Origin of the sequence: Kutzneria sp. CA-103260 (genome assembly GCF_018263855.1) — a bacterium.
Lineage (GTDB): Bacteria > Actinomycetota > Actinomycetes > Mycobacteriales > Pseudonocardiaceae > Kutzneria.
Genome location: NZ_CP073318.1, coordinates 6694467 through 6717897 on the forward strand (window position 1 = coordinate 6694467; position 23431 = coordinate 6717897).

A 23431-nucleotide genomic window follows, 5' to 3' on the forward strand; every position below is an offset into this window, starting at 1 on the left:
AAAGCGAAGGGGCCCTTCCGGATGACCTATCCGGAAGGGCCCCCTTCGTCGTAACGGGGAATTCAGCGACGCGGCGCGGGACCGGCCTGGTCGGTCAGCATGCGCAGGCCGCTGACCAGGCCGCCGGCCAGGTTGCTCTCCTTGAAGGAGGCCACCATGCTCATCACGGCCAGCTTGCAGCCGCGGTCGGGCAGCCGACGATGCGACTCGTCGCCGGTCACGATCTCGACGGCCCGCTGGCCCGGCGACACGGCGATCAGCACCGCGTGCGTGGGCCGCAGGGTCTGCGCGTGCAGTTCCTCGGCGGCCTTGCGGGTGTCGTCGCCGTCCAGCTCGCCCAGGTAGATGCTGAAGTCGAGGCCGGTCTCCCGGCTGGACAGGGTCAGCGCCTCGTCCAGCTGGGCCAGCTCGGAGGAGCGGAACGGCAGGGCGGGCGGCTTGGGCTTCTGCTCGACGGCGACCGAGATCCGACCGTCGGCCATGCGCGCCGCGCCGTAACCGATCTCGCCGTCCTCGACGTCCGTGCGCGCGATCTCACCAGTTGCCACGGGCACCTCCCCGTGCGGTCGGCGCGGGCTCACCGGCTTCGCCCTGCTCCAGCGCCAGGTGCGCGGAGGGGGCGTGGGAGCCGACACCCGCGGGGTTGGCGGTCCACCACACTGGCGCGTAGCCCCACTCCTGGCCTGCCTGGTACCGGGGGGTACGCGCGAACTTCGGCCACAGCGTCAGCAGCGCGATCAGGCCGTACACACACAGCGGGATCAGCGCGAAGACGAGGAGGGTGTCCACGACGTTCACGGGGCTTTACGGTAGCCGAGCCCTCCGCCCGGCGCGTCACCGGCCGCCCGAGTGTGGGAGGTTGCCCACGCCCGACCAGGCACGGTCCGCGATCAAGTGACCACTCCGTTGCCGATGACAGGGCGTGAAAGTGATCATCGGGGTGCACTCTTGCGGTGTAACGCGCTACGCCGAACGGTCCCCGGGTCGGCAACGCGAATGCCGCCGATTTGGCGGCTTGTCCTGACCGGCGAATCAAGATTAGCTTTCACCTAGACGGGTCTTGCGGAGCAAGGGCCTTGCCTGAAAGCCACCCCGAACGTCCCAGGAGGGCACGCCATGTACACGCTGAGCCTCCCCACCGCGGTTGCGACTGTCACCCGATCGAGTGAAGAGAAGCTGTCCGTGCTCACGCTGACGTCGGGCATCCGGGTGAACAAGTCGACCCTTGTCCAGCGTGGCATTCGGGTGAACGCCCAGGCCGGGATCCGCGTCAACCGCGACGGGATCCGGGTGAACCGCGACGGCATCCGCGTCAACCGCGCGGCCGCCGACCGCGCGGGGATCCGGGTCAACCGGGAGGGCATCCGCGTGAACCGGGACGGGATCCGGGTCAATCGCGACGGCATCCGCGTCAACCACGCGGCCTGACCCTCACAGACACACAACGACGGCGGTCCGGGCGGGAAACGCCCGGACCGCCGTCGTGTGTCGAACCCGCTACCTGGACGAACTGGCGCTCACGCCGCCGGCTCGCCCAGGTATGGCAGCCATTGGGGGTCAGCGTCGGCCACGCCCGCGAGCAGCCGCCAGTGCGGCCCACGGGGCGCGGTCGGCACGACCAACAGCCTCCAACCCAGTTCGGACAGCATCTTGTCGGCCTTGCGGTGGTTGCACTTGGCACAGCAGGCCACGCAGTTGGTCCAACTGTGGGCACCCCCGCGCGAGCGCGGCACGACATGATCGATAGTCTCGGCCCGCCCGCCGCAGTACGCGCAGCGGTAGCGGTCCCGGTGCATCAGCCCGGCCCTGGTCAGCGGCACCCGGCCGCGATAGGGGACCCGGACGTAGCTGGACAGCCGGATCACCGAGGGCACGACGACGCTCGCAGTGGAGGAATGCAGGATCAGACCGGCCGAGTCGCCGTGCACGACCTCCGCCTTGCCGCAGACCACCAGCACCACCGCTCGCCGCAGCGGTAACGCCGTCAGCGGCTCGAACGTGGCGTTGAGCAGGAGCACCCGCCTTCGACCCCAACTTGGTCCGCCCGGCGCACCACGCGCCCGGTCCTGGCCGACCCGGTCCGCGTCCACGCTGGATACGTGACCGCTGACCGTGGCCTGGGCAGGAATTTGAGACAGGGGGACCCGCGGCGCCAGCCCCGATCTGGGGGCGCCGATCGGAGTTGGTTGTCGGTCGGGCACGCGACCACCTCCACCGGTGCTGCCCTAGTCGACCACACTTGTGCCGTTCAACGCACGTGTGATGCATGACATGTCATGAACCCGACGTGAAATCCATGGTGAACCGTGGCCTAACGGCGATCGTTTTCACCTAGTCGCTACCCTTCGGCAGATGACGGAGGCTCTCCCCCATTCGACGGCGTCCTATCCACCGGCCGAGCGGCTCGCGCTGGTCGAGGACCTGCACGGGCACGCTGTGTCCGATCCCTACCGCTGGTTGGAGGACCCGGCCGACGAGCGCACCGTCGCCTGGTCGGCCGCACAGGACACGCTCACGGAGTCGTGGCTGACGGCGCTGCCCGGCCGCGAGGCGCTGCGGGGTCGGTTGGAGCGGCTGATGGCCGCCGGCAGCATCGGGACACCCGTCTGGCGCAACGGCCGCGCCTTCTTCACCCGCCGCGACCCCGGCCAGGACCACGCCTCGCTCTGGCTGCGTGAACGCGACGGCAGCGAGCGCGTGCTGCTCGACGTCAGCGTCATCGACCCGTCCGGGCGCACCACTCTGGACGGTTGGTCGCCGAGCCGCGAGGGCGCCCGGCTGGCTTACCAGATCTCGGTGGGCGGCAACGAGGAGTCGCTGCTGCACGTCCTGGACGTCGACAGCGGCGAGCTGCTCGACGGCCCGATCGACCGCTGCCGGTACAGCTCCATCGGCTGGCTGCCCGGCGGCGAGGAGTTCTTCTACGTCCGCCGGCTGCCCACCGACCAGGTGCCGGCCGGCGAGGAGCTGTTCCACCGGCGGGTCTGGCGGCACCGTGTCGGCACGGACGCCGTGACCGACGCCAACGTGCACGGCGACGGCATGGACCCCACGTACTACTTCACGCTGCACACCTCGGAGGACGGTCACTGGCTGATCGTCGACGGCCGCCGCGGCACCACACAGCGGGAGGCGGTGTGGATCGCCGACCTCACGGCGGACGAGTTCGTACTGAACGACGTGCTGCCCGACGACGCCGGTGCGCGGTGCAACGCGTGGGTCGCCGGTGACGGCCGCCTGTACCTGCTGACCACGCTGGACGCCCCACGCGGCCGGCTGTGCGTCACCGACCCACAACGCCCCAGCCGTGAGCACTGGGCCGAGCTGGTCGCCGAGGAAACCGACTCCGTGCTGGAGAACGCCGAGTGGCTCCACGGCGTCGACGAGGGCGCCCACCTCGTGCTGCAGCGCACCCGTCACGCCGTGTCGGAGCTGCACCTGCACGACCCGTCCACCGGCGCTCACACCGGCCAGGTGCCGCTGCCGAGCAAGGGCAGCCTGCACGGCATCACCATGACCGACGCCCGCACCGACAGCGGCGACGGCGTCCTGTGGTTCGGCTGGACCGACTTCACCACGCCGGTGTGCGTGCGCACCTTCCGTGTCGGCGCGACCGACACGGAACTGTGGGCCGCGGCACCGGGTTCGGTTGACGTGCCGCACGTGCGCACCGAGCAGCTGGAGTACGTCTCCAAGGACGGCACCGTGGTGCGCATGTTCGTCGTGTCGCCGAACGGCCGCCCGGACCACCCGCTGCCGACGCTCGTCACCGGCTACGGCGGTTTCGCCCTCACGCGGCGTCCCGGCTACAACAGCACCGCGCTGGCCTGGGTGCAGTCCGGCGGCGTGTACGTCGTCGTGTCGCTGCGCGGTGGCAGCGAAGAGGGCGAGCAGTGGCACCAGGCCGGCATGCGCGACCGCAAGCAGAACGTCTTCGACGACTTCCACGCTGCCGCCGAGCACCTCGTCCGCCAGGGCTGGACCACGCCGGAACAGCTCGCGATCATGGGCGGATCCAACGGTGGTCTGCTTGTCGGAGCGGCGTTGACCCAAAGGCCGGAGTTGTACCGGGCGGTGGTGTGTTCCGCGCCACTGCTGGACATGGTGCGCTATGAGCGGTTTCTGCTGGGCAGGCTGTGGGCGGAGGAGTACGGCAGCGCCTCGGTGGCCGAAGAGCTGGCTTGGCTGCTGGCCTACTCCCCGTACCATCGGGTGCTCGAGGAGGTCGAGTATCCGGCCGTGCTGTTCACCGTCTTCGAGTCGGACAGCCGGGTGGACCCGAACCACGCCCGCAAGATGTGCGCAGCGTTGCAGCACGCCACCAGCGCGGACCCCACCAAGCACCCGGTGCTGATCCGGCGCGAGACCGAGGTCGGCCACGCGGCGCGGTCGGTGTCGCGCAGCGTGGCGCTGGCCGTCGACGAGCTCGGCTTCCTCGCCAACGAGGTCGGCTTGGAGCTGGAGGAACCGCATATATGACCGGGCAGGACAACACGGTGGTCGCGGCGGCCGGGTGGTTCGCCGACAACTGGCCGTCGTTAGTCGCCGGAGCCATCCATATCGCGATCTTCGTGGTGCTCGCCATGGTGATCCGGTTGGTGCTCCACCGGATGATCGACAAGTTCACCCAGGGCAGCGGCGACATGCCGCCGCTGCTGCGTCCGCTGAAGGAGCGGGCGCAGCAGCTGCCCGCCCCACAGCGGTCGGAACGGCGCAGACAGCGGGCCAAGACCATCGGCTCGGTGCTCAAGTCGCTGACCTCCCTGGTGGCCTACGGGATCGCCTTCCTGATGATCCTGCAGCAGCTCGACATCAACATCACCCCGATCATCGCCTCGGCCGGCGTGCTGGGCGTCGCCATCGGTTTCGGCGCCCAGTCGCTGGTCCGGGACTTCTTGTCCGGCGTGTTCATGATGCTGGAGGACCAGTACGGCGTCGGCGACGTGATCGACGCCGGCCAGGCCACCGGCACCGTCGAGGCGGTCGGCCTGCGCGTGACCACGCTGCGTGACGTCAACGGCACGGTCTGGTACGTGCGCAACGGCGAGATCGTCCGGATCGGCAACTCCAGCCAGGGCTTCGCCGTCGCCGTCGTGGACGTGCCGCTGGCGCACGGCAGCGTGGACGAGGCGCTGACCGTGATGGGCGAGACCGCGGAGCAGGTCGTGGCCGAGGCGCCGCTGTCCGACGACGTGATGGACGCCCCGCAGGTGCTCGGCGTGGAGAAGGTCACCCCCGAGGGCATCACGCTGCGGCTGACCGTCAAGGTCCGGCCCGGCCGGCAGTGGGCCACCCAGCGACTGCTGCGGGCCCGGATCATGGGCGCGTTCGTCACCGCCGGCATCGAGCCGCACTTCGTGCGCCTGCCGCCGAAGCCGGAGGAGGAGCCGCGCAAGCCCGCGCCGGCCCGGCCGCGGGCCAACGGCTTCGACGACGCCAAATCTTCCGACCTGGGCAGCTAGTGCGAGGATTGTGACGTGGGAACGCCGCAGAGCTTTTACGAGGCCGTCGGCGGCGAGGAGACGTTCCGCCGCATCGTCGGCCGCTTCTACGCCGAGGTCGCCAAGGACGAGGTGCTCCGTCCGCTCTACCCGGAGGAGGACCTCGGGCCGGCCGAGGAGCGCCTGCGGCTGTTCCTGATCCAGTACTGGGGTGGCCCGCACACCTACTCCGACCAGCGCGGGCATCCCCGGCTGCGGATGCGGCACGTGCCGTTCACCATCGGCCCCATCCAGCGGGACGCCTGGCTGCGGTGCATGCGGATCGCCGTGGACGAGGAGCGGCTGCCCGAGCCGCTGCGCCAGCAGCTGTGGGAGTACCTGGAGATGGCGGCCAACAGTCTGCTCAACAGCTGGGTGTGAGATCCCGGTGAGAACGATCACTGGGCGGCTGACCACGGTTTTCCGGTGGGCGTAACCCATTAGGGGACAACCAATCCCGGACGGATGGCATGATGACACCCTGTGCGACGATCCGCTGACGTTCATGCCGAGATCGCCGAGAAGTCGGCTTGGTGGCGCGACGCGGTCTTCTACCAGGTGTACGTCAGGTCCTTCGCGGACTCCGACGGGGACGGCGTCGGCGATCTCGAGGGCATCCGGTCCCGACTGGGTTACCTCGAACTGCTCGGCGTGGACGCGCTCTGGTTGACGCCGTTCTACCGGTCGCCGATGGCCGACCACGGCTACGACGTCGCCGACCCGCGGGACGTCGACCCGCTGTTCGGCGACCTGGCCGCGTTCGACCGCCTCGTCGCGGACGCGCACAACTGCGGCATCAAGGTCACCGTCGACCTCGTGCCCAACCACACCAGCGACCAGCATGAGTGGTTCCAGGCCGCGCTGCGGGCCGGCCCTGGCAGCCCCGAGCGGGACCGCTACCACTTCCGGGACGGCCGGGGCGGCGACGGTTCGCAGCCGCCCAACAACTGGACCAGCGTCTTCGGCGGGCCGGCGTGGACCCGGGTCGCCGACGGGCAGTGGTACCTGCACCTGTTCGCGCCGCAGCAGCCCGACCTGAACTGGGCCAATCCCGAGGTTCGGGTCGACCTCGAGCGCACCCTCCGGTTCTGGCTCGACCGGGGCGCCGACGGCTTCCGTATCGACGTCGCCCACGGCATGGCCAAGCCGTACGGGCTGCCCGACATGGACCCCCGGGCCTCCGTCGGCGCCGGGGTGCTGCACGACAACGCCCTCGACCCCCGGTTCGACGACGACGGCGTGCACGAGATCCACCGGATGATCCGCAAGGTGCTCGACGAGTACCCGAACGCCATGGCCGTCGGCGAGATCTGGGTCAAGGAGAACGAGCGCTTCACCCGCTATCTGCGGGCCGACGAACTCCACCTCGGCTTCAACTTCCGCTTGGTGGAAGCCGAGTTCGACGCCGACTCGGTGCGGACCGCCATCGACTCCTCGCTGGCCGCCGTCGCCTACGTCGACTCCCCCGCCACCTGGACCCTCTCCAACCACGACGTCGTCCGGCACGTCACCCGCTACGGCGACGGGCCGCTGGGCCGGCAGCGGGCCCGGGCCATGGCCCTCGTCGAGCTCGCACTGCCCGGCGTCGTCTACGTCTACAACGGCGAGGAGCTCGGGCTGCCCAACGTCGAGCTACCCGAGTGGGCGTTGCAGGACCCCATCTGGCTCCGCTCCGGGCACACCGAACGTGGCCGCGATGGCTGCCGGGTGCCCCTCCCGTGGGAGGGCGACCAGCCGCCCTTCGGCTTCTCCTCCGGCGCCGCCACCTGGCTGCCCATGCCCCATGAGTGGGCCGGGCTCACCGTCGAGTCCCAGCTCGAGGACCCCGGCTCGATGCTCTCGCTCTACCGGCAGGCCCTTGAGCTGCGCAAGACCCATCCGGCCTTCGGCGGCGAGAGCCTCGAGTGGTACGGCGCGCCACCCGGCTGCTTCGCCTTCCGTCGCAAGGGCGGCGGCCTCATCTGCGCCCTCAACACCGGCAGCGCCCCTGTGCCTCTGCCGCCCGGCCAGGTCCTGCTGGCCAGCGGGCCCATGGCCGCCGACCAACTCCCTCCCGACACTGCTGTCTGGCTGGTCTGAGCCGCCAGGGTGCCGGCGAGCCCGGCTTCTCCGAGCCACTGCCCTTCCACCTGCGGTGCCCGTCCGATTGGCAGCCGTCTCGGCCCCTCCGGTGGCAGCACCCGGCCAATTGACAGCGGCCCTGCCCGTTCGAGCCACGAGCCCCTCCGGCCGCTGCTCCCGTCCGGTCGTCGACAACCACCCGGCTCCCCAAGCCACTTGGCTGTCTGGCAGCGGTGCCCGTCCAGCCGACCACCAGGCGGTTAGTTCGAGCCACCCGCCCCTTCGGCTGCGGCACCCATGCGATCGACAGCCCCTGGCTCGCATGAGCCAGCCGCCAGATCCGGCCTCGGCGCCGCCAGCCCTCGCCCCAACGCGGGCCAATCGCCAAACCAATCCCGCCACACCACCAACCATCTCCAGCCCATCCAGCCAACCGGTCTTGGCCGCCAGCCGCCCCCTGGATGCCAGCCGCTCCGTGCTCGCCCGGCTCCTGTAAGCCACCCAACCGGTCCGTTCGGCCACGCGTCCGGCCTGATCAGAGAGCGTTCACTGGTAGTTCCGCCCGCGTTGGCGTGCGGCGGTTAGCTTGCCGGCCATGACTGACTCAAGTCGTCGCAGTTTCCTGCGCGGTGCCGGACTCATCGGTGCGGGCGTGGCGGCGAGCAGCGCCCTCGGCGCCGCGTCCGCGGCCGCCGCCCCGTCGTCGACGTCCGGCTGGTGCCCCGACCCGAACGACCCGCGCTTCACGCTCGTCGTCATGCCGGACACGCAGTACCTGTTCGACGAGGACCGCGGCGACGCCGCCCCGTTGGACGCCTCGCTGCGCTATGTGCTCGACGGCGGCGATGACAACGTTGTCTTCCTGTCGCACCTCGGTGACCTGACCGAGCATGGCGAGGCCGGCGAGATCGCCCAGATCGGCCACTCGTTCCAAGCCCTGGACCGCAACCGGGTCGGCTACAGCGTGCTGGCCGGCAACCACGACGTGAACTCCTCCACCGACGACCAGCGCGGCAGCAGCCCATGGCTGTCCGCTTTCGGTCCGCAGCGGTTCCACGGTTCGCCGACCTACCGCGGCTCGTCGAAGGACGGCTACAACAGCTACCACGTCTTCCGTGCCGCCGGCCGCGACTGGCTCGTCCTCGCCCTCGACTGGCGGCTCTCGCCGGCCGGCTTCGACTGGGCGCGGTCGGTGATCCGGCAGCATCCGAAAACGCCGGTCATCCTCACCACGCACGAACTCGCCTACGCCGACGACTCCGGGCAGGCCTCGCTGTCCGACTACGGCCAGCAGCTGTGGGACCAGCTCATCAACGACAACGACCAGATCTTCCTCACCCTCAACGGCCACTTCTGGCCGCCGGGGCGGGCCGTGCTGCGCAACAAGGCCGGGCACGACGTGCACGTGCACATCACCAACTACCAGGACCACTACTACGGCGGCAGCGCCATGATCCGCCTCTACCGCTTCGACCTGGCCCGCAACGTCGTCGACGTGTCGACCATCTCGCCCTGGCTGCTCGCCCAGAACTCGTCCCGGCTCAACGAGCTCGACCGGCGGGAGATCGAGCTGACCGGCCCGGTGAACCGGTTCACGCTCGACATCGACTTCACCGACCGATTCAGCGGCTTCGCCCCGGTGCCGCCGCCCGCCTCCCGACCGGCGCGGGACGTGCTGATCCCCGGCACGCTCGCCTACTGGCGGTTCGACAACGGGCCCGCCGCCGGCACGCCCTTCGCCGACGGTTTCGTGCAACGTGACCTCTCAGGTCACGGCAACGACCTTGCCCGGGTGACTATGCCCGGCAGCGCTCCGTCGGCGTTGACCTGGTCCACCGACTTCCACCCCAGCGCCCCCGCGCACGGCAGCCTCCGCTTCGACGGCGGCAAGAACCCCGGGCACGGCGCGTACCTGCGGACCGTCGACAACGCGCCCCTCAACTCCGCCGACTTCCAGCACGGCTACACGATCGAGGCGTTCGTCAAGGTGCCCGGCGACTTCAAGAACGGCCTGCACGCGTGGTGCGGCATCTTCTCCCGGCTCTGTCGTGGCGGCGACGCCGGCAAGACCGGCGACGATCCGAACGAGCCCGCCGCCACCCTGGCCCTGTCCGACGGCGCACAGTTCCAGTGGGCTGTCTTCCCGTTGAACCAGAACGGCATCTCCACCTGCTGGGGCCACGAGCTGCCCCTCGACCAGTGGTGGCACGTCGCCCTTGTCAACAATGGTCAACACACGTCAATGTTCGTCGAGGGTTGTCAAGTGTTGAGGAACCCCAAGACACCCGCCGTCGGCATCGCCGGCACCGGCAACTGGCTGCTCGGCGCCTACGACTACGACCGCACCGTCGACCAGGGCTTCTACGGCTGGATCGGCGACGTCCGCATCGTCAACCGCGCCCTGTCCGTCCACGAGTTCATGCTTCGCTGACGACTTCGTCGACTTCGCCGGCCATCCCAATTCCGCCGGCGAAGTCGACCGTCACCCAACCGGGATCGCCAACCCGCTCGTCTCAGCCGGTCGACACAACGTCGTCGACCAGCTCAAGTTCGACGCTCGGCTCGACTTCGTCGCAGAGCTCGACTTCGCCGGACTGGTCGATGTCGTCAGGTTGGTCGATTTCGTCGGACTGCTGGATTTCGTCAGACCAGCAGCGGCAGCAACGCGTGACGACGACGGACCACCGCGCCGAAACGGGCGTCGATGCGCAACCACGCGTCGGTGGCCGTCACACGCACGCTGCCACCCTCGTCGCTGGCCCCCAGGAACCCCATCCCAGACAGCGCGAACAGGCAGCGCAACGGGATCTTGACGTCCAACCCGCTACCGCTGACCGTCAGCACCGTCTGGTCCAGCAGCGACGCGGGCGGTGTCCCGTGCGGGCCGGCGTTCTCCCTCGCGACCGCCACGCCCTGGTCGGCCAACTCCGTCATGACAGTCACGGGCAGGTTGTCGACCTGCTTCCAACCCTCCGCCGGCGGCAGCGCACTGCGCCACATCAGATCCTTCGATGCGCCCGGATCGACCCGGTCGCCACGCAGGATCGCCAGGCCGGCCAGCAGTTCGCTGCCCGCGACCGCGACGTCGGCCGGCGTCACCGAACCGGCAACCGTCCGGGTCGCCAGAACGTCGAACGGCGTCGCCGCCCATGCCTCGACCCGATCGTCGCCGCGGTTGCGTAGGCGCACGATCCCCTGCTGGTCCAGGCGTACTGCCCGGGCCACGAATGCGCCGAGGTCGTCGCGCTCGGACGGATCAGCGAAGACCAACTCAGCCACGTGCGCCCCCGGAGTGCCAGCTCGCGAGGAAGTCCCGCTCAGCGTCGGTCAGTCGCCGTGGCCGCGTCTCCTCGACGTCGTAGGCGCAGATCAGCGTCTCCGCCGTCACCGCGACCGTCGACGAACCGTTGCCACCCGCGCGAACCGAATAGTCCAGCACGAACGACGAGGCCCTGAGATCACGCACGGCCATCTCGATGTCGACCGCTCCACCGTCGAACACGAGCGGAACGCGGTAATCCACGGCCAGCTTCACCACGACCATACCTCGGGACATGTCCACCAGGCCCTGCCGGGCCGCTTCGGTGAACACGAGCGCGACGCGCGCTTCTTCCAGAAGGGTGACCGTGTTCGCGTGGTTGACGTGCCCGTAGGCATCCATGTCGGACCACCGCGGTCGCACCTGCGCGACGAAGACACCCAACGACAACGCCTCCCTGGCCAATGCCCAGATTCAGCGCTCGATCCTACCCAGCCAGCTCCGGAGCCCTTTCGCGGACAGCAGCCCCGAACACGACGGAGGCCCCGCCGGCGCCATACGCCCGCGAGGCCTCCGTCGTCCGCCGGCGTCAGCGGACCATGCTGCGTACCTGCCTCGCTGCCACCGACAACGTCGCCAGGTCGAGCCGGCCGACCCGGCTGATCTCCTTGAGCGCCGCCCTCGCCCGGCTCAGCCGCGACGCGTTGGACTGCTCCCAGTTGGCGATCTTCACCTCCGGGCTCTCACCCGGATCGCTGTGCCGGAGCACGTCGAGGGTGATCGTCCGCAGCGAGGAGTAGAGGTCGTCACGCAGGGCCAACCGGGCCAGCGCGTGCCAGCGGTTACCGCGCTCCAGTGCGCTGACCGAGCTGAGCATCTGGTCGATGTTCAGGTGCTCGGACAGCGCGTAGTACAACTCCGCCGTCTCCTGGTGGGTGCGCTCGACGCCCAGGCCCTCGCGCTCAGCCAGCTCCGCGACCTCGCTGACGTCCAGGAGGCCGTACGTGTAGAGCAGTGAGGCGACCCGCTCGGCCAGGTCCTTCGGGGCGCCCTGCTCGATCAACTGCTCCGCGTGACCGGCGACGATCTCGCGCTCACGGCCGCGCAGCAGCGTCAGCGACTGGGGCGCCAACTCCTTGACCATCGTCGAGAAACGGTTGATCTCAGCGCCCACGGCCAGCGGCTGCGGCCGGTTGGACAGCAGCCAGCGGGACGCCCGGTCGAGCAGCCGTCGCGTCTCCAGCATCAACGCGTTCTGGAGATCTGTGGACACCTTGTTGTCCAGTGCGTCGATCTCTCGCCAGATCTGCGGCAGGCCGTAGACGTTCGTCACGACCGCGTACGCCCGGACCGCGTCGGTCGCGCTCGCCCCGACCTCCTCGGCCAGCCGGAACGCGTACGAGATGCCGCCACCGTCGACGACCTCGTTGACCAACAGCGTCGTGGTGATCTGCTTGCGCAGCGGGTGCGACCCGATCGCGTCGCCGAACTGCTCCCGCAGCTTGCTCGGAAAGTACTCCGGCAGACGGCGGACGAACACGTCCGACTCGGGCAGGTTGGTGGCCAGCACCTCGTCCTTGATCGCCAGCTTGACGTGCGCCAGCAGCGTCGCCAGCTCCGGCGAGGTCAGCCCGTCGCCAGCCTTCTCCAGCGCCTTGAACTGGGCGCTCGACGGCAGCGCCTCGAGGTGGCGGTCCAGACCGTGGTTGGCCTCCAGGTCGTCGACCAGCCGCGCGTGCACCGACAACATCGGCGCTGCGTGCGCCCGGCTGACGCCCAGCACCCCGTTCTGCCAGTAGTTGTCGCGGAGCACCAGCATGCCGACCTCGTCGGTCATCTCCGCCAGCAACTCGTTGCGCTGCTCACGCTCGAGCCGGCCCTCGGTGACCAGGTGGTCCAACAGGATCTTGATGTTGACCTCGTGGTCGGAGCAGTCCACGCCGGCCGAGTTGTCCAACGCGTCGGTGTTGACCCGGCCGCCCGCGCGGGCGAACTCGATCCGACCACGCTGCGTCAACCCCAGGTTGCCGCCCTCGCCGACGACCTTGACCCTCAGGTCAGCACCATCGACCCGGACCGCGTCGTTGGCCTTGTCGCCGACCTCGGCGTGCGATTCGGTCGCGGACTTCACGTACGTGCCGATGCCGCCGTTCCACAGCAGGTCGACCGGCGCCAGCAGAATCGCCTTGATCAGATCGGTCGGCGCCAGGTGCTCGACGCTGTCGTCGATGCCCAACGCCGCCTTGACCTGTGGGCTCAGCGGAATCGACTTCGCCGTCCGGGGCCATACCCCGCCGCCCTCGCTGATCAGGCTGCGGTCGTAGTCGTCCCACGACGAGCGCGGCAGCTCGAACAGCCGCTTCCGTTCGGCGAACGACGGCGCGGCCACCGGAATCGGGTCGAGGAACACGTGCCGGTGGTCGAACGCGGCGACGAGTCGGATGTGCTCGGACAGCAGCATGCCGTTGCCGAACACGTCACCGGACATGTCGCCGACGCCGACGACCGTGAACTCCTGCGTCTGGGTGTCGACGTCCAGTTCCCGGAAAGCCCGCTTGACGCTCTCCCAGGCACCCTTGGCTGTGATGCCCATCTGCTTGTGGTCATAGCCGACCGAGCCGCCGGAGGCGAAGGCGTCGCCGAGCCAGAAGCCGTACTTGCCGGCGACCTCGTTGGCGATGTCCGAGAAGGTCGCGGTGCCCTTGTCGGCGGCGACGACCAGGTAGGTGTCGTCATCGTCGTAGCGGACGACCTGCGGGGCGGGGACAACCTGGCCCGCATCGAGGTTGTCGGTCAGGTCCAGCAGACCCGAGATGAACATGCGGTAGCAGGTGATGCCCTCGGTCAGGAACGCCTCGCGGTCCAGGCTCGGGTCGCCCTTGGGCGCCGGCGGACGCTTCAGCACGAATCCGCCCTTGGCGCCGACCGGCACGATGACGGCGTTCTTCACCGCCTGTGCCTTGACCAGCCCCAGGATCTCGGTGCGGAAGTCCTCCCGCCGGTCGGACCAGCGCAGGCCGCCGCGGGCGACCGGGCCGAACCTCAGGTGGACGCCCTCGAATCGGGGCGAGTACACGAAGATCTCGAACCGCGGCTTCGGGTCCGGCAACGCCGGCAGCGACCGTGAGTTCAGCTTGAACGCCATGTACGGCCGCATGGCGCCGTTGGCGTCACGCACGAAGTAGTTGGTGCGCAACGTCGCGTTGATAAGCGACAGCAGCTGACGCAGGATCCGGTCCGCGTCGAGGCTGGTCACCTCGTCGATCAGCTCGGTGATCTCGGCGGTCAACGTCTCGACCACGCCGGCCCGGGTCTCCTCGGACAGCGCCGGGTCGAACCGCGACTCGAACAGCCGCACCAGTGCCGCGGCGACGTTCGTGTAGCGCAGGACCGCGTCCTCGATGTAGTCCTGGCTGTACGGGATGCCCACCTGGCGCAGGTACTTCGCGTAGGCCCGGAGCACCGAAGCCTGCCGCCAGCCGAGCCCGGCACGCAGCACGAGGGCGTTGAAGCTGTCGACCTCCGCCTCGTCGCGCCATGCCGCCGCGAACGCGTCCTGGAACAGGACACGGACGACGTCCAGGTCCTGGGTGGCGAGCCGCTCCAGCGCCGCCGCTTCCATGCGCAGACCGAAGTCGAAGATCCAGCACTGGGTGCCGTCCTCGCGCTGGATCTCGTACGGCCGTTCGTCGACGACCTCGACGCCCATGCGCTGCAACACCGGCAGCACCTGGGACAACGTCACGCGAGCGCCGGCCAGGTACAGCTTGAACCGCCGCTCGCCCGGCTCGGCGTCTGCCGGCAGGTAGAACGACATGTCCAGGTCGCCCTCGGACAGCCGCTGGATCCGCCTCAGGTCGGCGAGCCCTTCGACGGCCGTGAAATCTTCCTTGTAGCTTTCCGGGAAAGCCATCGCGAAGCGCTGGCCCTGCTCGGTCGCCGACTCCGCGCCCAGCTGGCTCGCCTGTTCCGAGGTCTGCTCGGGCTCGTTGTGCTCGGACAGGATCGCGTCGGCCATCCGGTCGTCCCAGTTGCGGGTGGCTTCACCCAACAGGGACTGAATGTGAGCTGAATTCGGCTCTGCCGCCTCGCTCGGCTCCGTGTGCACCATGAAGTGCACGCGGGCCAGCGGGCTCTCGCCGATCAACGCGCTGTACTCCAGGTTCTTGCCCTGAAGCTCGGCCAGCAGGACTTCCTGCATCGCCAACCGCGACGTCGTCGTGTACCGGTCACGCGGCAGGTAGACCAGGCACGAGTAGAACCGGCCGTACGGGTCCCGGCGGAGGAACAGCCTCAGCCGACGACGCTCAGCCAGGGCGAGCACGCCCGTGGCGATGTCGTACAGCGTGTCCGCGTCGGTCGAGAACAGCTCGCTCCGCGGGTAGTTCTGGATGACCTCGAGCATCTTCTGGCCGGAGTACGACTCCAGCGGGAAGCCCGCCCGGTGGATGACGCTGCGGACCCGACGGCTGATCACCGGGATGTCCAGCACGTCCTCATGCAGTGCCGAAGTCGTGAACACGCCGAGGAAGCGATGTTCGCCGCTGACCTTGCCTTCGGCGTCGAACGTCTTCACGCCCACGTAGTACGGGTACATGGACCTGTGCACCGCGGACGGCGCGCTCGCCTGCGTGAGCACCAACAACTCCGGTGCCAGCGCCTGCGCCGCCGTATCCGGGCCAGCGGTCAAACTCCGTGCCGCCAGGCTGTCCTGACGCAGCACGCCCAGACCCGACGCCAGAACCGCTCGCAACGCCGGCTCGTCGCCGCCCGCCGGGTCGTCGATCAGCTCGTACTGGCGGTAGCCGATGAAGGTGAAGTGCCCTTCCGCCAGCCACCGCAGCAGGCTCGTGCCGTCGCCGACCTGCTCGGCGTCGAGCGGCGGGGGCGCCTGCTCCAACTGCTCCGCGAGCTGAAGCGCAGTGCCCGCCATCTTGTCGGTGTCCTCGACAACCTCGCGGACGTCGTTGACCACGGTGATGAGCCGGTTCTCCAGCTCACGGCTCCGCTCCGCGTCCGTGATGAGGTCGACCTCGATGTGCATCCACGACTCGGCGAGAGTGTCCGCCGGCGGATCCCCCGGGTCCGCATCTGGCAGCACCTCGCGGAGCTCACCCGTCACGTCTCGACGCACCACCACGATCGGGTGCACGACACGGTGCACCTGGATCCCGCTGCGGATCAGCGCCGACGAGATCGAGTCGACCAGGTAGGGCATGTCGTCGGTGACGATCTGCACGACCGTCACCGGGCACGTCCACCCGTCCTGGGACCGGGTCGGGTTGAGGATGCGGACCACCGGCCGGCCGGGGACACGGCTGTCCGCCAGCTGGTAGGTGGATCGCACAGCGCCGACCAGGTCGCTCGGGTCGTCGTCGATGACTTCCTCGGCGGGCACGTAGCGGTAGTAGAGACGGATCAGTTCTGCGAGTTCCGGAGCGGCGGCGACCGCGCCGCCGATCAGTTCGTCGCGTACCTGTTCGGGACTGTCCAGCCGGTCTTCGCGGCTCACGCCGGTGTCGGCGGTCGCAGGGCGGGACAGGGCTCCAGTCGAGGTCATTTTCAGGCGGCTCCACGCTATCCGGCGCCTCGGTGCGCCGGGACCACCGTCCACCCTAGATGGGCCTTCGACCCGCAAACGCCTAGGGGTTGCAGCTGAATCGAACCTTGTGACGGGAGCCACCAACGGGCTTTCGCAGGTTACTGACGAGTTGACTTTCGCCTGGTCAGCGTTCCGGCGGCGTCCACGTCCAGTCCGACCAGTTCCGCTCCGGCTCTGCCGGTCGCGGATCACGATCGACCACCGGCCGGTCCTCACGGAATGGCGTCGGCTCCCAGTCGCCGAGCCCCGAGGTGTCAGCTCGCGGAGGCCGATCTTCCTTGCCCGAAAGCACCCAATCAGACAACATCGGCGGTTCAGACAAAGTGCTCGGCACGTCGATCCGGTCGTCTGGCTCAGGCTGCCGGTGCCGCGACCCCGACGGCTCCGGTTGCCAGTCGTATCGATCGGCCGTCGGCGTGGGCTCCGGAGACGGCCGTGACACCGACGGCTCGTCGTCGAAGTGCGCGTGTACGGCGTGCTCAGTCGACTCGAACGCCACCAGTGCCTCAGCCAACAGGTCTGCCAGCTCCGAACGCGGCCGTCGACCTTCGGCACCGGTCACATGCTCGTCGGCCGGCCGATCGGCCACTGTCGCGGCCGCCTCGGTGTCGGAGGGCGCAGCGACAGCGTCCGGCTTGGCCGCTGTTTCGGACTCACGCCTGGCTTCGCCGTCTCGCCGCACGATCTCGCGCGGCAGACCGGCATAAGTGGTGAACGGCACCGTTCCGGAATCCGCGTCGCCGCCAAGCACAGCAGCCTGGGCTCCAAGAACAGGTGGTTGCCCGGACATCCCGAGGGAGGCTGCCAGGTCATCCGTCCGAGTGGCTGGCGCCGACTGAGGCAAGGTCGGTTGAACCGGTGCAGGTTGAACCGCCGCAGGCTCAACAGCGGGCGGCTCCGCGGCGACGCGGCTCGACGGTTGCTCAAGCCGCCACCGCCCGGAATCGGCACGGAGTTCATCGGCAATTTCGTCGCGTTCAAACGACTCGGCGCGACGACGCCTGCCTGTTGTCCGCTGATCAGGCTTGGGCTTGGCGGCCGGCTCCGGCGTGGCCGCCCCCGGTGCGGTCGACTCCGACACAGGCGACTCTGGTGCCGCCGACTCTGATGCGGCCGGTGTCTCGGATTCAGACGGTTCCGGTGCCCTCCGCCGACCACCAGTGCCGGCTGCAGCCAGCAGTTCGACCAGTGAGGCAAGACCTGGACGGTTCGAGTCGTCGTTGGCGTGCCGTGACTGGGCTGTAGCCTCCACCCCAGTTTCACGATCTTCAGCGCGACGTCGTCCACCAGTGGACTCGGTCCGAGATTGCTCGGCGTTGGTGGCCGTCGAGTCGGCCGCGGCACGGAAGAATGCTGCCAGCGCGCCCGGTGCCTGCGTGCGCTCACGTTCCGGCGCTGGGTTCCCGTCCGAGAACATGTCCGCGGACTTCGTCACGTCCACTGGAGTGGAAGGCGTTCCGGTGTTGCCCATCCGCCATCGGTCAGCCGCCTGCGCCCAGGCCGTCGACAATCCCGCAGCCTGTTCGTCCGCACGCCTCGCACGGCGGCGAGGCAGTTCGCCGGACGGTGGTGTCGACTGGGGCGCAGGATCGACCCGCTCGACCGAAGTCTCCACTGCCGGCACAGTCCCGCGGGTGCCCAAGTCGACACCCTCGTTGGCACCGTTAGTGCTCCTCGCCTGCGACAGCGCCTGGTCCGCATCGGTCAGCAGCGCTTCACCGCCACTCCCGGGGCGATATTCAGCGACGCCGGTGGTCATCGTGACGGCCAGGCGCGGCGACACCTCGGACCTGAGCTCCTCGGCCCATCGCTGCGCCTGGTCGTGTGTCGTGTGTGGGAGAAGCACAGCCAACTCGTCGCCGGCGGTTCTACCGACCGCAGCCTTGTCAGGAGCTGTGTCCCGCACTCGATCGGCAATCTTGCGTATGACCTGGTCATCGACCGCACTCACGCCAGAACCGTTCACCCGCGCGACGTCGACATCCAGCAACACCAAGCTCAGCGCGTGGTCGATGTAGCCGCCATTGACGACCGCGTCGATCCGCCGCCGGAACCCGTTGCGGTTCAACAACCCAGTAACCGCATCCGTGTCGGGCAGGGATTGCGAGCTGGCTACCGGCGGCTTGATCAGGCTCGACAGCTGCTCCTTCAGCCCCGTGCTCTCACGGTGCGCGGCCGCGAACTCTTCGGCCAGTTTGGCCCGAACCGTGTACAACGCCGCGGTCCGACGCCGCTCCGCGGTGTGGGCGCTCCGCAAGCAGCTCAGCGCCTCAGCTAGTTGGCCCGCCATCTCGTGCACGTGGGACAACGCGAGCATGCTCTCCGACAGCAACGGATCCAGTTGGTGCCGCCCAGCGCTGTCAGCCACATCGAGGAGCAGGTCGTTCGCGATGTTGGTACGTCCCGCCGGCAGATGGACCCGCGTCGCCAGCGCCAACTTCAGCCAGCCCACTGAGGCCGCCGACGGTGCGCGCACAGGCTGTTCGAGCAGTTGCTCGGCTGCTGTCACCGCATCCGCCAACTGCTCCGAGTCCATCAGCGCGCAGACGAGTTCCAGCACCAATCGACTGGCGACGTAGCCCGAATCGGCTGCCGCGTCGCTCAGCTCCCCAAGCAACGCGAGGCCGTCACGTGCCGCTCCAACCGCGGCCTTCAGGTCTCCCCACCGACGGAACTGTCGCGCCGTCGAGACCCTCAGCAACGCCCGGGACAACAACTTCGCGTCGGCGTCGAGGGTGGCGTCCTCACCGTAGAGATGGTCAGCCTGGTCTAACGCGTCCGTGAGCTCCTTGCTCCGGCCGATCAGCACCAGACAGTCCGTCAGCGCGACAAGGGCAGACGCCCGTATCTCCGTCGGCACGCCCTCGGCACGCAGGACTGGCTTGAGCACCCCGAATCCGGTGAGCGGAACACCGGCGGCACGTGCGCACGCCGCCAGCTCGACGCGCAGGCCCCATGCCAGCTCAACGTGGTTGCCCGCCTCGGCGGCCTTGAGCGCGGTGACCGCGCGCTCGACAGCCTGAACGCCCTTGTCGAGCCGGTTGAGGGCGAACACCGTGAGCGTTTCCGCCCTCAACCGCTCCTGCTCGTCTCGACGACCAGTGGCGAGCGCGGACGCCCGTTCGCTGAGCACGAGGCTCAGTTCAGGAGCCCGCCAACGCAGCTGCCAGGCCGGCACGCTGAGCGTGCCAACCTCCGCATCCGGCTGCGTCCCGTCACTGCCCGCCACGATCGATTGCCGCCCTCAGTCCCGTGTCAGCTTCCGGTGGGTCACCCGATGCGGGCGGGCCGCGTCAATGCCCAGTCGGTCGACCTTGTTCTTCTCGTACCCCTCGAAGTTGCCCTCGAACCAGAACCACTTCGCCGGCTGCTCGTCGGTCCCCTCCCACGCCAGGATGTGCGTTGCGACGCGGTCAAGGAACCACCGATCGTGGGAGATGACCACGGCACACCCGGGGAACTGCTCGAGCGCGTTCTCCAGCGAGCCCAGAGTCTCGACGTCGAGGTCGTTGGTCGGCTCGTCGAGCAGGATCAGGTTGCCGCCCAGCTTGAGGGTCAACGCGAGGTTGAGGCGGTTGCGCTCGCCACCCGACAGCACACCAGCCGGCTTCTGCTGGTCAGCGCCCTTGAAGCCGAAGGCGCTGACGTAGGCGCGCGAGGGCATTTCCGTCTGGCCGACCTGGATGTGGTCGAGACCGTCGGACACGACCTCCCACACGTTCTTCTTAGGGTCGATGCCGCCGCGGTTCTGGTCGACGTACGAGAGCTTGACTGTCTCACCGATCTTGACGTTGCCCGAGTCAGGCTGCTCCAGACCAACGATGGTCTTGAACAAGGTGGTCTTACCGACGCCGTTGGGGCCGATGACGCCGACGATGCCGTTACGGGGCAGGTCGAAGGACAGACCGTCGATCAGAACCCGGTCGCCGAACCCCTTGCGCAGGTCGTTCACCTCGACCACGACGCTGCCCAGACGCGGGCCCGGCGGGATCTGGATCTCTTCGAAGTCGAGCTTGCGGTTCTGCTCCGCCTCGGCTGCCATCTCCTCGTAGCGCTGCAGACGCGCCTTCGACTTGGCCTGGCGGGCCTTGGCCCCGGAGCGGACCCACTCCAATTCGTCCTTCAGGCGCTTCTGCAGCTTGACGTCCTTCTTGCCCTGGACGGCGAGTCGCTCGGCCTTCTTCTCGAGGTACGTGGAGTAGTTGCCCTCGTAGCCGATCACCCGGCCACGGTCGACCTCCATGATCCACTCGGCCACGTTGTCCAGGAAGTACCGGTCGTGGGTGACCGCCAGGACGGCGCCGGCGTACTGGGCGAGGTGCTGCTCGAGCCAGAGCACGCTCTCCGCGTCCAGGTGGTTGGTGGGCTCGTCGAGGAGCAGCAGATCCGGCTTGCTCAGCAGCAGCTTGCACAGCGCGACCCGACGGCGCTCGCCACCGGACAGCTGCGTCACGTTCGCGTCGGGCGGCGGGCACCGCAGCGCATCCATGGCCTGCTCAAGCTGCGAGTCGAGGTCCCACGCGTTGGCGTGGTCAAGCTCCTCCTGGAGCTTGCCCATCTCCTCCATGAGCTCGTCGGAGTAGTCCGTGGCCATGAGCTCGGCGATCTCGTTGAAGCGGTGCAGCTTCACCATGACATCGCCGACGCCCTCCTCGACGTTGCCGAGGACGGTCTTCTCCTCGTTCAGCGGCGGCTCCTGCAGGAGGATGCCCACGGTGTAGCCGGGGCTGAGGAAGGCCTCGCCGTTGCTCGGCTGGTCGAGGCCAGCCATGATCTTGAGGACACTCGACTTGCCCGCGCCGTTCGGGCCGACGACACCGATCTTGGCGCCCGGGTAGAACGCGGTGGTGACGTCATCGAGGATGACCTTGTCCCCATGCGTCTTGCGCGCCTTTTTCATGGTGTAGATGTACTCGGCCATGGGCGCGATCGTAGAGCGACGCGGAGTGGACCAGAACCTCGGTAGCCACGAACGGGCGGGACGGGTCGCCGAAGTTGACGCGAACGTGGACGGTCCGGGATCTCCCGTACCGCCGTTCGGTCCATCTCACCTGCGGTGACGACCCGAACGACGACCGCGACGAACCGTGTCCACCCTTGCGAGGGTGGCGGACCTCACTCTTGCCGTCATCTGGTCGCGCCGGGGCAACTGCGATCAAGACGGCGGTGGGCACGAAGGCCGCAGCCGGCCGCCGTGCCCACCCACCTCATACCGCGACCGCGGACAGCGGCGGAGCGACCTTCTCCCCACCAACCTTGTCGAGGTCGACCGACCGCAAGAAAGGTGCGAAGTCCTCCTCAACACTGTCTCGATGGGCGACTGCCGTACACAAGGCCAGGTTCGGCCCGATCGCGGTCGCCTCGACTTTAACCGTCGTTCGTTTCTCACCGTCCTTCTCGTACTCTTCCACCCGAAGCCTGCCACTGACGATCACAGGGTCACCTTTCTTCAACGAAGCGGCGGCTCCCTTCGCAAGCCGCTTCCATCCAGTGACCCACACGAAGAGCTTGTGCCCGTCAGACCAGACGTCTTGCTGCTTGTCGAACTTCCTCTCAACGGAGACCACACCGAAGCCGGCGTAGGAGGTTCCATCTTGGGTCTGACGAAGCACCACATCCGTGGCAACGTTGCCCACGACAGTCACCGCTGTTGCAAACACTGATCACATCCTTCGCGTTAGATGTCCGGTCCACAGGCTTGCGCTACATCTGCCGTCGACCTCCAACGCCTCTACCGTGCGCACGAACGCCCAGCACTGGAAGCGGGTCGGCCACCACCTGTGGACAACTTGGGGCCAGCGAGCAGCTATCCACAGGTCGATCTTGAAGCGATAGCACTGACAACTATTTGTGGTATACGCGCCGATTCCCAAACGGCACCCAACATGGCAAATTGACATAGTTGCGAGAGCGACGCTGACCGCTTAGCGTGAATGGCACACGCGACTCACAGGAGCAGCCCATGCAAGAACCTTGGAACGTGCCCACGCTGTTGACCGAAGCACTGAATCTCAAGGAAGGCGACCAACCCGACCGGGAGATTATCGAAGCAGCGCGGAGACTCATTCGCCTCGAATCCGCGGTGCGCGCAGCCTTGTGCCGCACTGTCGCCGTCATGATCTCGCAAGGCGCCCACCAAAGCTCCGGCCACGCCACGGCTGCCGACCTGCTCAGGAGCGAGTTCCACCTATCAGGTCGCGAAGCCAACGAGTTCGCGGTGTCCGCCGTTCGGCTACGCGAGCAGCTCCACTGCACATTCGTCGCGCTCCAGTCCGGCGCGATCACCTGGTCACATGCGACGACACTCGTCCGCGCCGTAGACCGACTTGGCATCGACACGGTCCGGGACACCGAACACGACTGGATTGAACTCATCGCCACCCGGACAGGACCGGAGGTGCTGCAACGCGTCGTGCACACCCGTCACCTCGAACAAGTCGGCTATCCGTCGCCGCCAGCGCCCGAGGCCGACAAGGATCGGGACGCACCCCCGATCACATCGGGTGCGTACGCCGACACCTCGACCAACGCCTCCGAAGCTGCGAACGCAAGCAACGACTCGCAAGCACCCGGAACTGGAGACGGCGAGGAACCAAGCCAGGAGCACCATCCGGACGCCTCGTCCTACGAGGAACCGCAGGAACGCGGCTACCTCCCCAGGTCAACGGAGCCCGATCACGACGTAGATACGGAGCCGCGCACAGCCCTCACACCCATGCGACCAGTAGCGCCAACATTGACACCATCGGGCGACAACGACTCGTGCGCGGCCGAGAAGCTCGCCATGTCAATCGGCGGATGCCTCCACCCGGCTTGCGCGAGCAAGGCGTCAGCCCGCGAGATCGCGTTCGAAGTGTGCTGGCTCGACGGCAGCCGGACCTCAATTCTCACTCACGGCCCCGTATGCGACGAACACGCTGCCGCGCTCGCAAGTTGTCCGGTCAACCGTATCCGCGTCGGACATGGTAGTGCCACCGGGACGATTGGGCCGGCTCTGGTCACGGACGCGGCCTGAGCAACTGAGAGGTT

At 68.3% G+C, this 23431-nt stretch carries 16 protein-coding genes; 7 read left to right on the top strand and 9 right to left on the bottom strand.

Going from position 1 to position 23431, the window contains the following annotated elements; all coding sequences use genetic code 11:
• Positions 1-62 precede the first annotated feature (62 nt).
• Both JJ691_RS29400 and ctaJ read right to left on the bottom strand, forming a co-directional pair.
• A complete protein-coding gene (locus JJ691_RS29400) occupies positions 63-548 on the bottom strand; it encodes a DUF5130 family protein (protein ID WP_211762852.1) in 486 nt (161 codons plus the stop codon).
• Positions 535-798, bottom strand: coding sequence for an aa3-type cytochrome oxidase subunit CtaJ (ctaJ, locus tag JJ691_RS29405; protein WP_211762853.1), 264 nt, complete (start codon positions 796-798; stop codon positions 535-537). Before ctaJ ends, JJ691_RS29400 begins: the two co-directional genes overlap by 14 nt.
• A 318-nt stretch (positions 799-1116) precedes the next feature.
• On the opposite strand from ctaJ, the gene JJ691_RS29410 reads away from it, so the two are divergent.
• Positions 1117-1428 carry a hypothetical protein gene (locus JJ691_RS29410; RefSeq protein ID WP_211762854.1) on the top strand — a complete coding sequence of 104 codons (312 nt, stop codon included), beginning with the start codon at positions 1117-1119 and terminating at the stop codon, positions 1426-1428.
• 89 nt (positions 1429-1517) lie between these two features.
• Here JJ691_RS29410 and JJ691_RS29415 read toward each other — a convergent pair whose 3' ends face one another.
• Positions 1518-2201 (bottom strand): HNH endonuclease, encoded by a 684-nt coding sequence (locus tag JJ691_RS29415; RefSeq protein ID WP_211762855.1) that lies wholly within the window; start codon positions 2199-2201, stop codon positions 1518-1520.
• Positions 2202-2352: 151 nt separating this feature from the next.
• Here JJ691_RS29415 and JJ691_RS29420 point away from each other — a divergent pair, with 151 nt between their 5' ends.
• From JJ691_RS29420 to JJ691_RS29440, 5 genes are all read left to right on the top strand, one after another.
• Entirely contained in the window at positions 2353-4479 is a 2127-nt protein-coding gene (locus JJ691_RS29420; RefSeq protein WP_211762856.1) for a prolyl oligopeptidase family serine peptidase, read from the top strand.
• Positions 4476-5462, top strand: a complete 987-nt coding sequence (locus JJ691_RS29425; protein ID WP_211762857.1) for a mechanosensitive ion channel family protein — start codon at positions 4476-4478, stop codon at positions 5460-5462. The genes JJ691_RS29420 and JJ691_RS29425 overlap by 4 nt, the downstream gene beginning before the upstream one ends.
• A gap of 15 nt (positions 5463-5477) precedes the next feature.
• Positions 5478-5861, top strand: a complete 384-nt coding sequence (locus tag JJ691_RS29430) for a globin (RefSeq protein ID WP_211762858.1) — start codon at positions 5478-5480, stop codon at positions 5859-5861.
• Between the two features lie 102 nt (positions 5862-5963).
• Positions 5964-7559, top strand: coding sequence for a glycoside hydrolase family 13 protein (locus JJ691_RS29435; protein ID WP_211762859.1), 1596 nt, complete (start codon positions 5964-5966; stop codon positions 7557-7559).
• A 577-nt stretch (positions 7560-8136) separates the two neighbouring features.
• On the top strand, positions 8137-9972 hold the full coding sequence (locus tag JJ691_RS29440) for a LamG-like jellyroll fold domain-containing protein (RefSeq protein WP_211762860.1): 1836 nt from the start codon (positions 8137-8139) through the stop codon (positions 9970-9972).
• Positions 9973-10184: 212 nt separating this feature from the next.
• On the opposite strand, the gene JJ691_RS29445 is transcribed toward JJ691_RS29440, so the two are convergent.
• The 6 genes from JJ691_RS29445 to ssb all read right to left on the bottom strand — a co-directional run bounded on the left by JJ691_RS29445 (position 10185) and on the right by ssb (position 22038).
• Positions 10185-10820 (bottom strand): hypothetical protein, encoded by a 636-nt coding sequence (locus JJ691_RS29445; RefSeq protein WP_211762861.1) that lies wholly within the window; start codon positions 10818-10820, stop codon positions 10185-10187.
• The gene (locus tag JJ691_RS29450) at positions 10813-11244 is read right to left on the bottom strand and encodes an acyl-CoA thioesterase (protein ID WP_211762862.1); all 432 of its coding nucleotides are present in this window, start codon (positions 11242-11244) and stop codon (positions 10813-10815) included. Before JJ691_RS29450 ends, JJ691_RS29445 begins: the two co-directional genes overlap by 8 nt.
• Positions 11245-11389: 145 nt before the next feature.
• Positions 11390-16360 (bottom strand): NAD-glutamate dehydrogenase, encoded by a 4971-nt coding sequence (locus JJ691_RS29455; protein WP_211762863.1) that lies wholly within the window; start codon positions 16358-16360, stop codon positions 11390-11392.
• 166 nt (positions 16361-16526) lie between these two features.
• Positions 16527-19631 carry a diguanylate cyclase domain-containing protein gene (locus tag JJ691_RS29460; RefSeq protein WP_211762864.1) on the bottom strand — a complete coding sequence of 1035 codons (3105 nt, stop codon included), beginning with the start codon at positions 19629-19631 and terminating at the stop codon, positions 16527-16529.
• A gap of 15 nt (positions 19632-19646) precedes the next feature.
• Positions 19647-21323: an energy-dependent translational throttle protein EttA gene (ettA, locus tag JJ691_RS29465; protein WP_211762865.1), complete on the bottom strand. Its 1677-nt coding sequence runs from the start codon at positions 21321-21323 to the stop codon at positions 19647-19649.
• A gap of 286 nt (positions 21324-21609) precedes the next feature.
• Positions 21610-22038, bottom strand: a complete 429-nt coding sequence (gene ssb, locus JJ691_RS29470; protein ID WP_211762866.1) for a single-stranded DNA-binding protein — start codon at positions 22036-22038, stop codon at positions 21610-21612.
• Between the two features lie 344 nt (positions 22039-22382).
• Between ssb and JJ691_RS29475 the strand changes: the two genes are divergently transcribed.
• The gene (locus tag JJ691_RS29475) at positions 22383-23417 is read left to right on the top strand and encodes a hypothetical protein (protein WP_211762867.1); all 1035 of its coding nucleotides are present in this window, start codon (positions 22383-22385) and stop codon (positions 23415-23417) included.
• Positions 23418-23431: the final 14 nt, after the last annotated feature.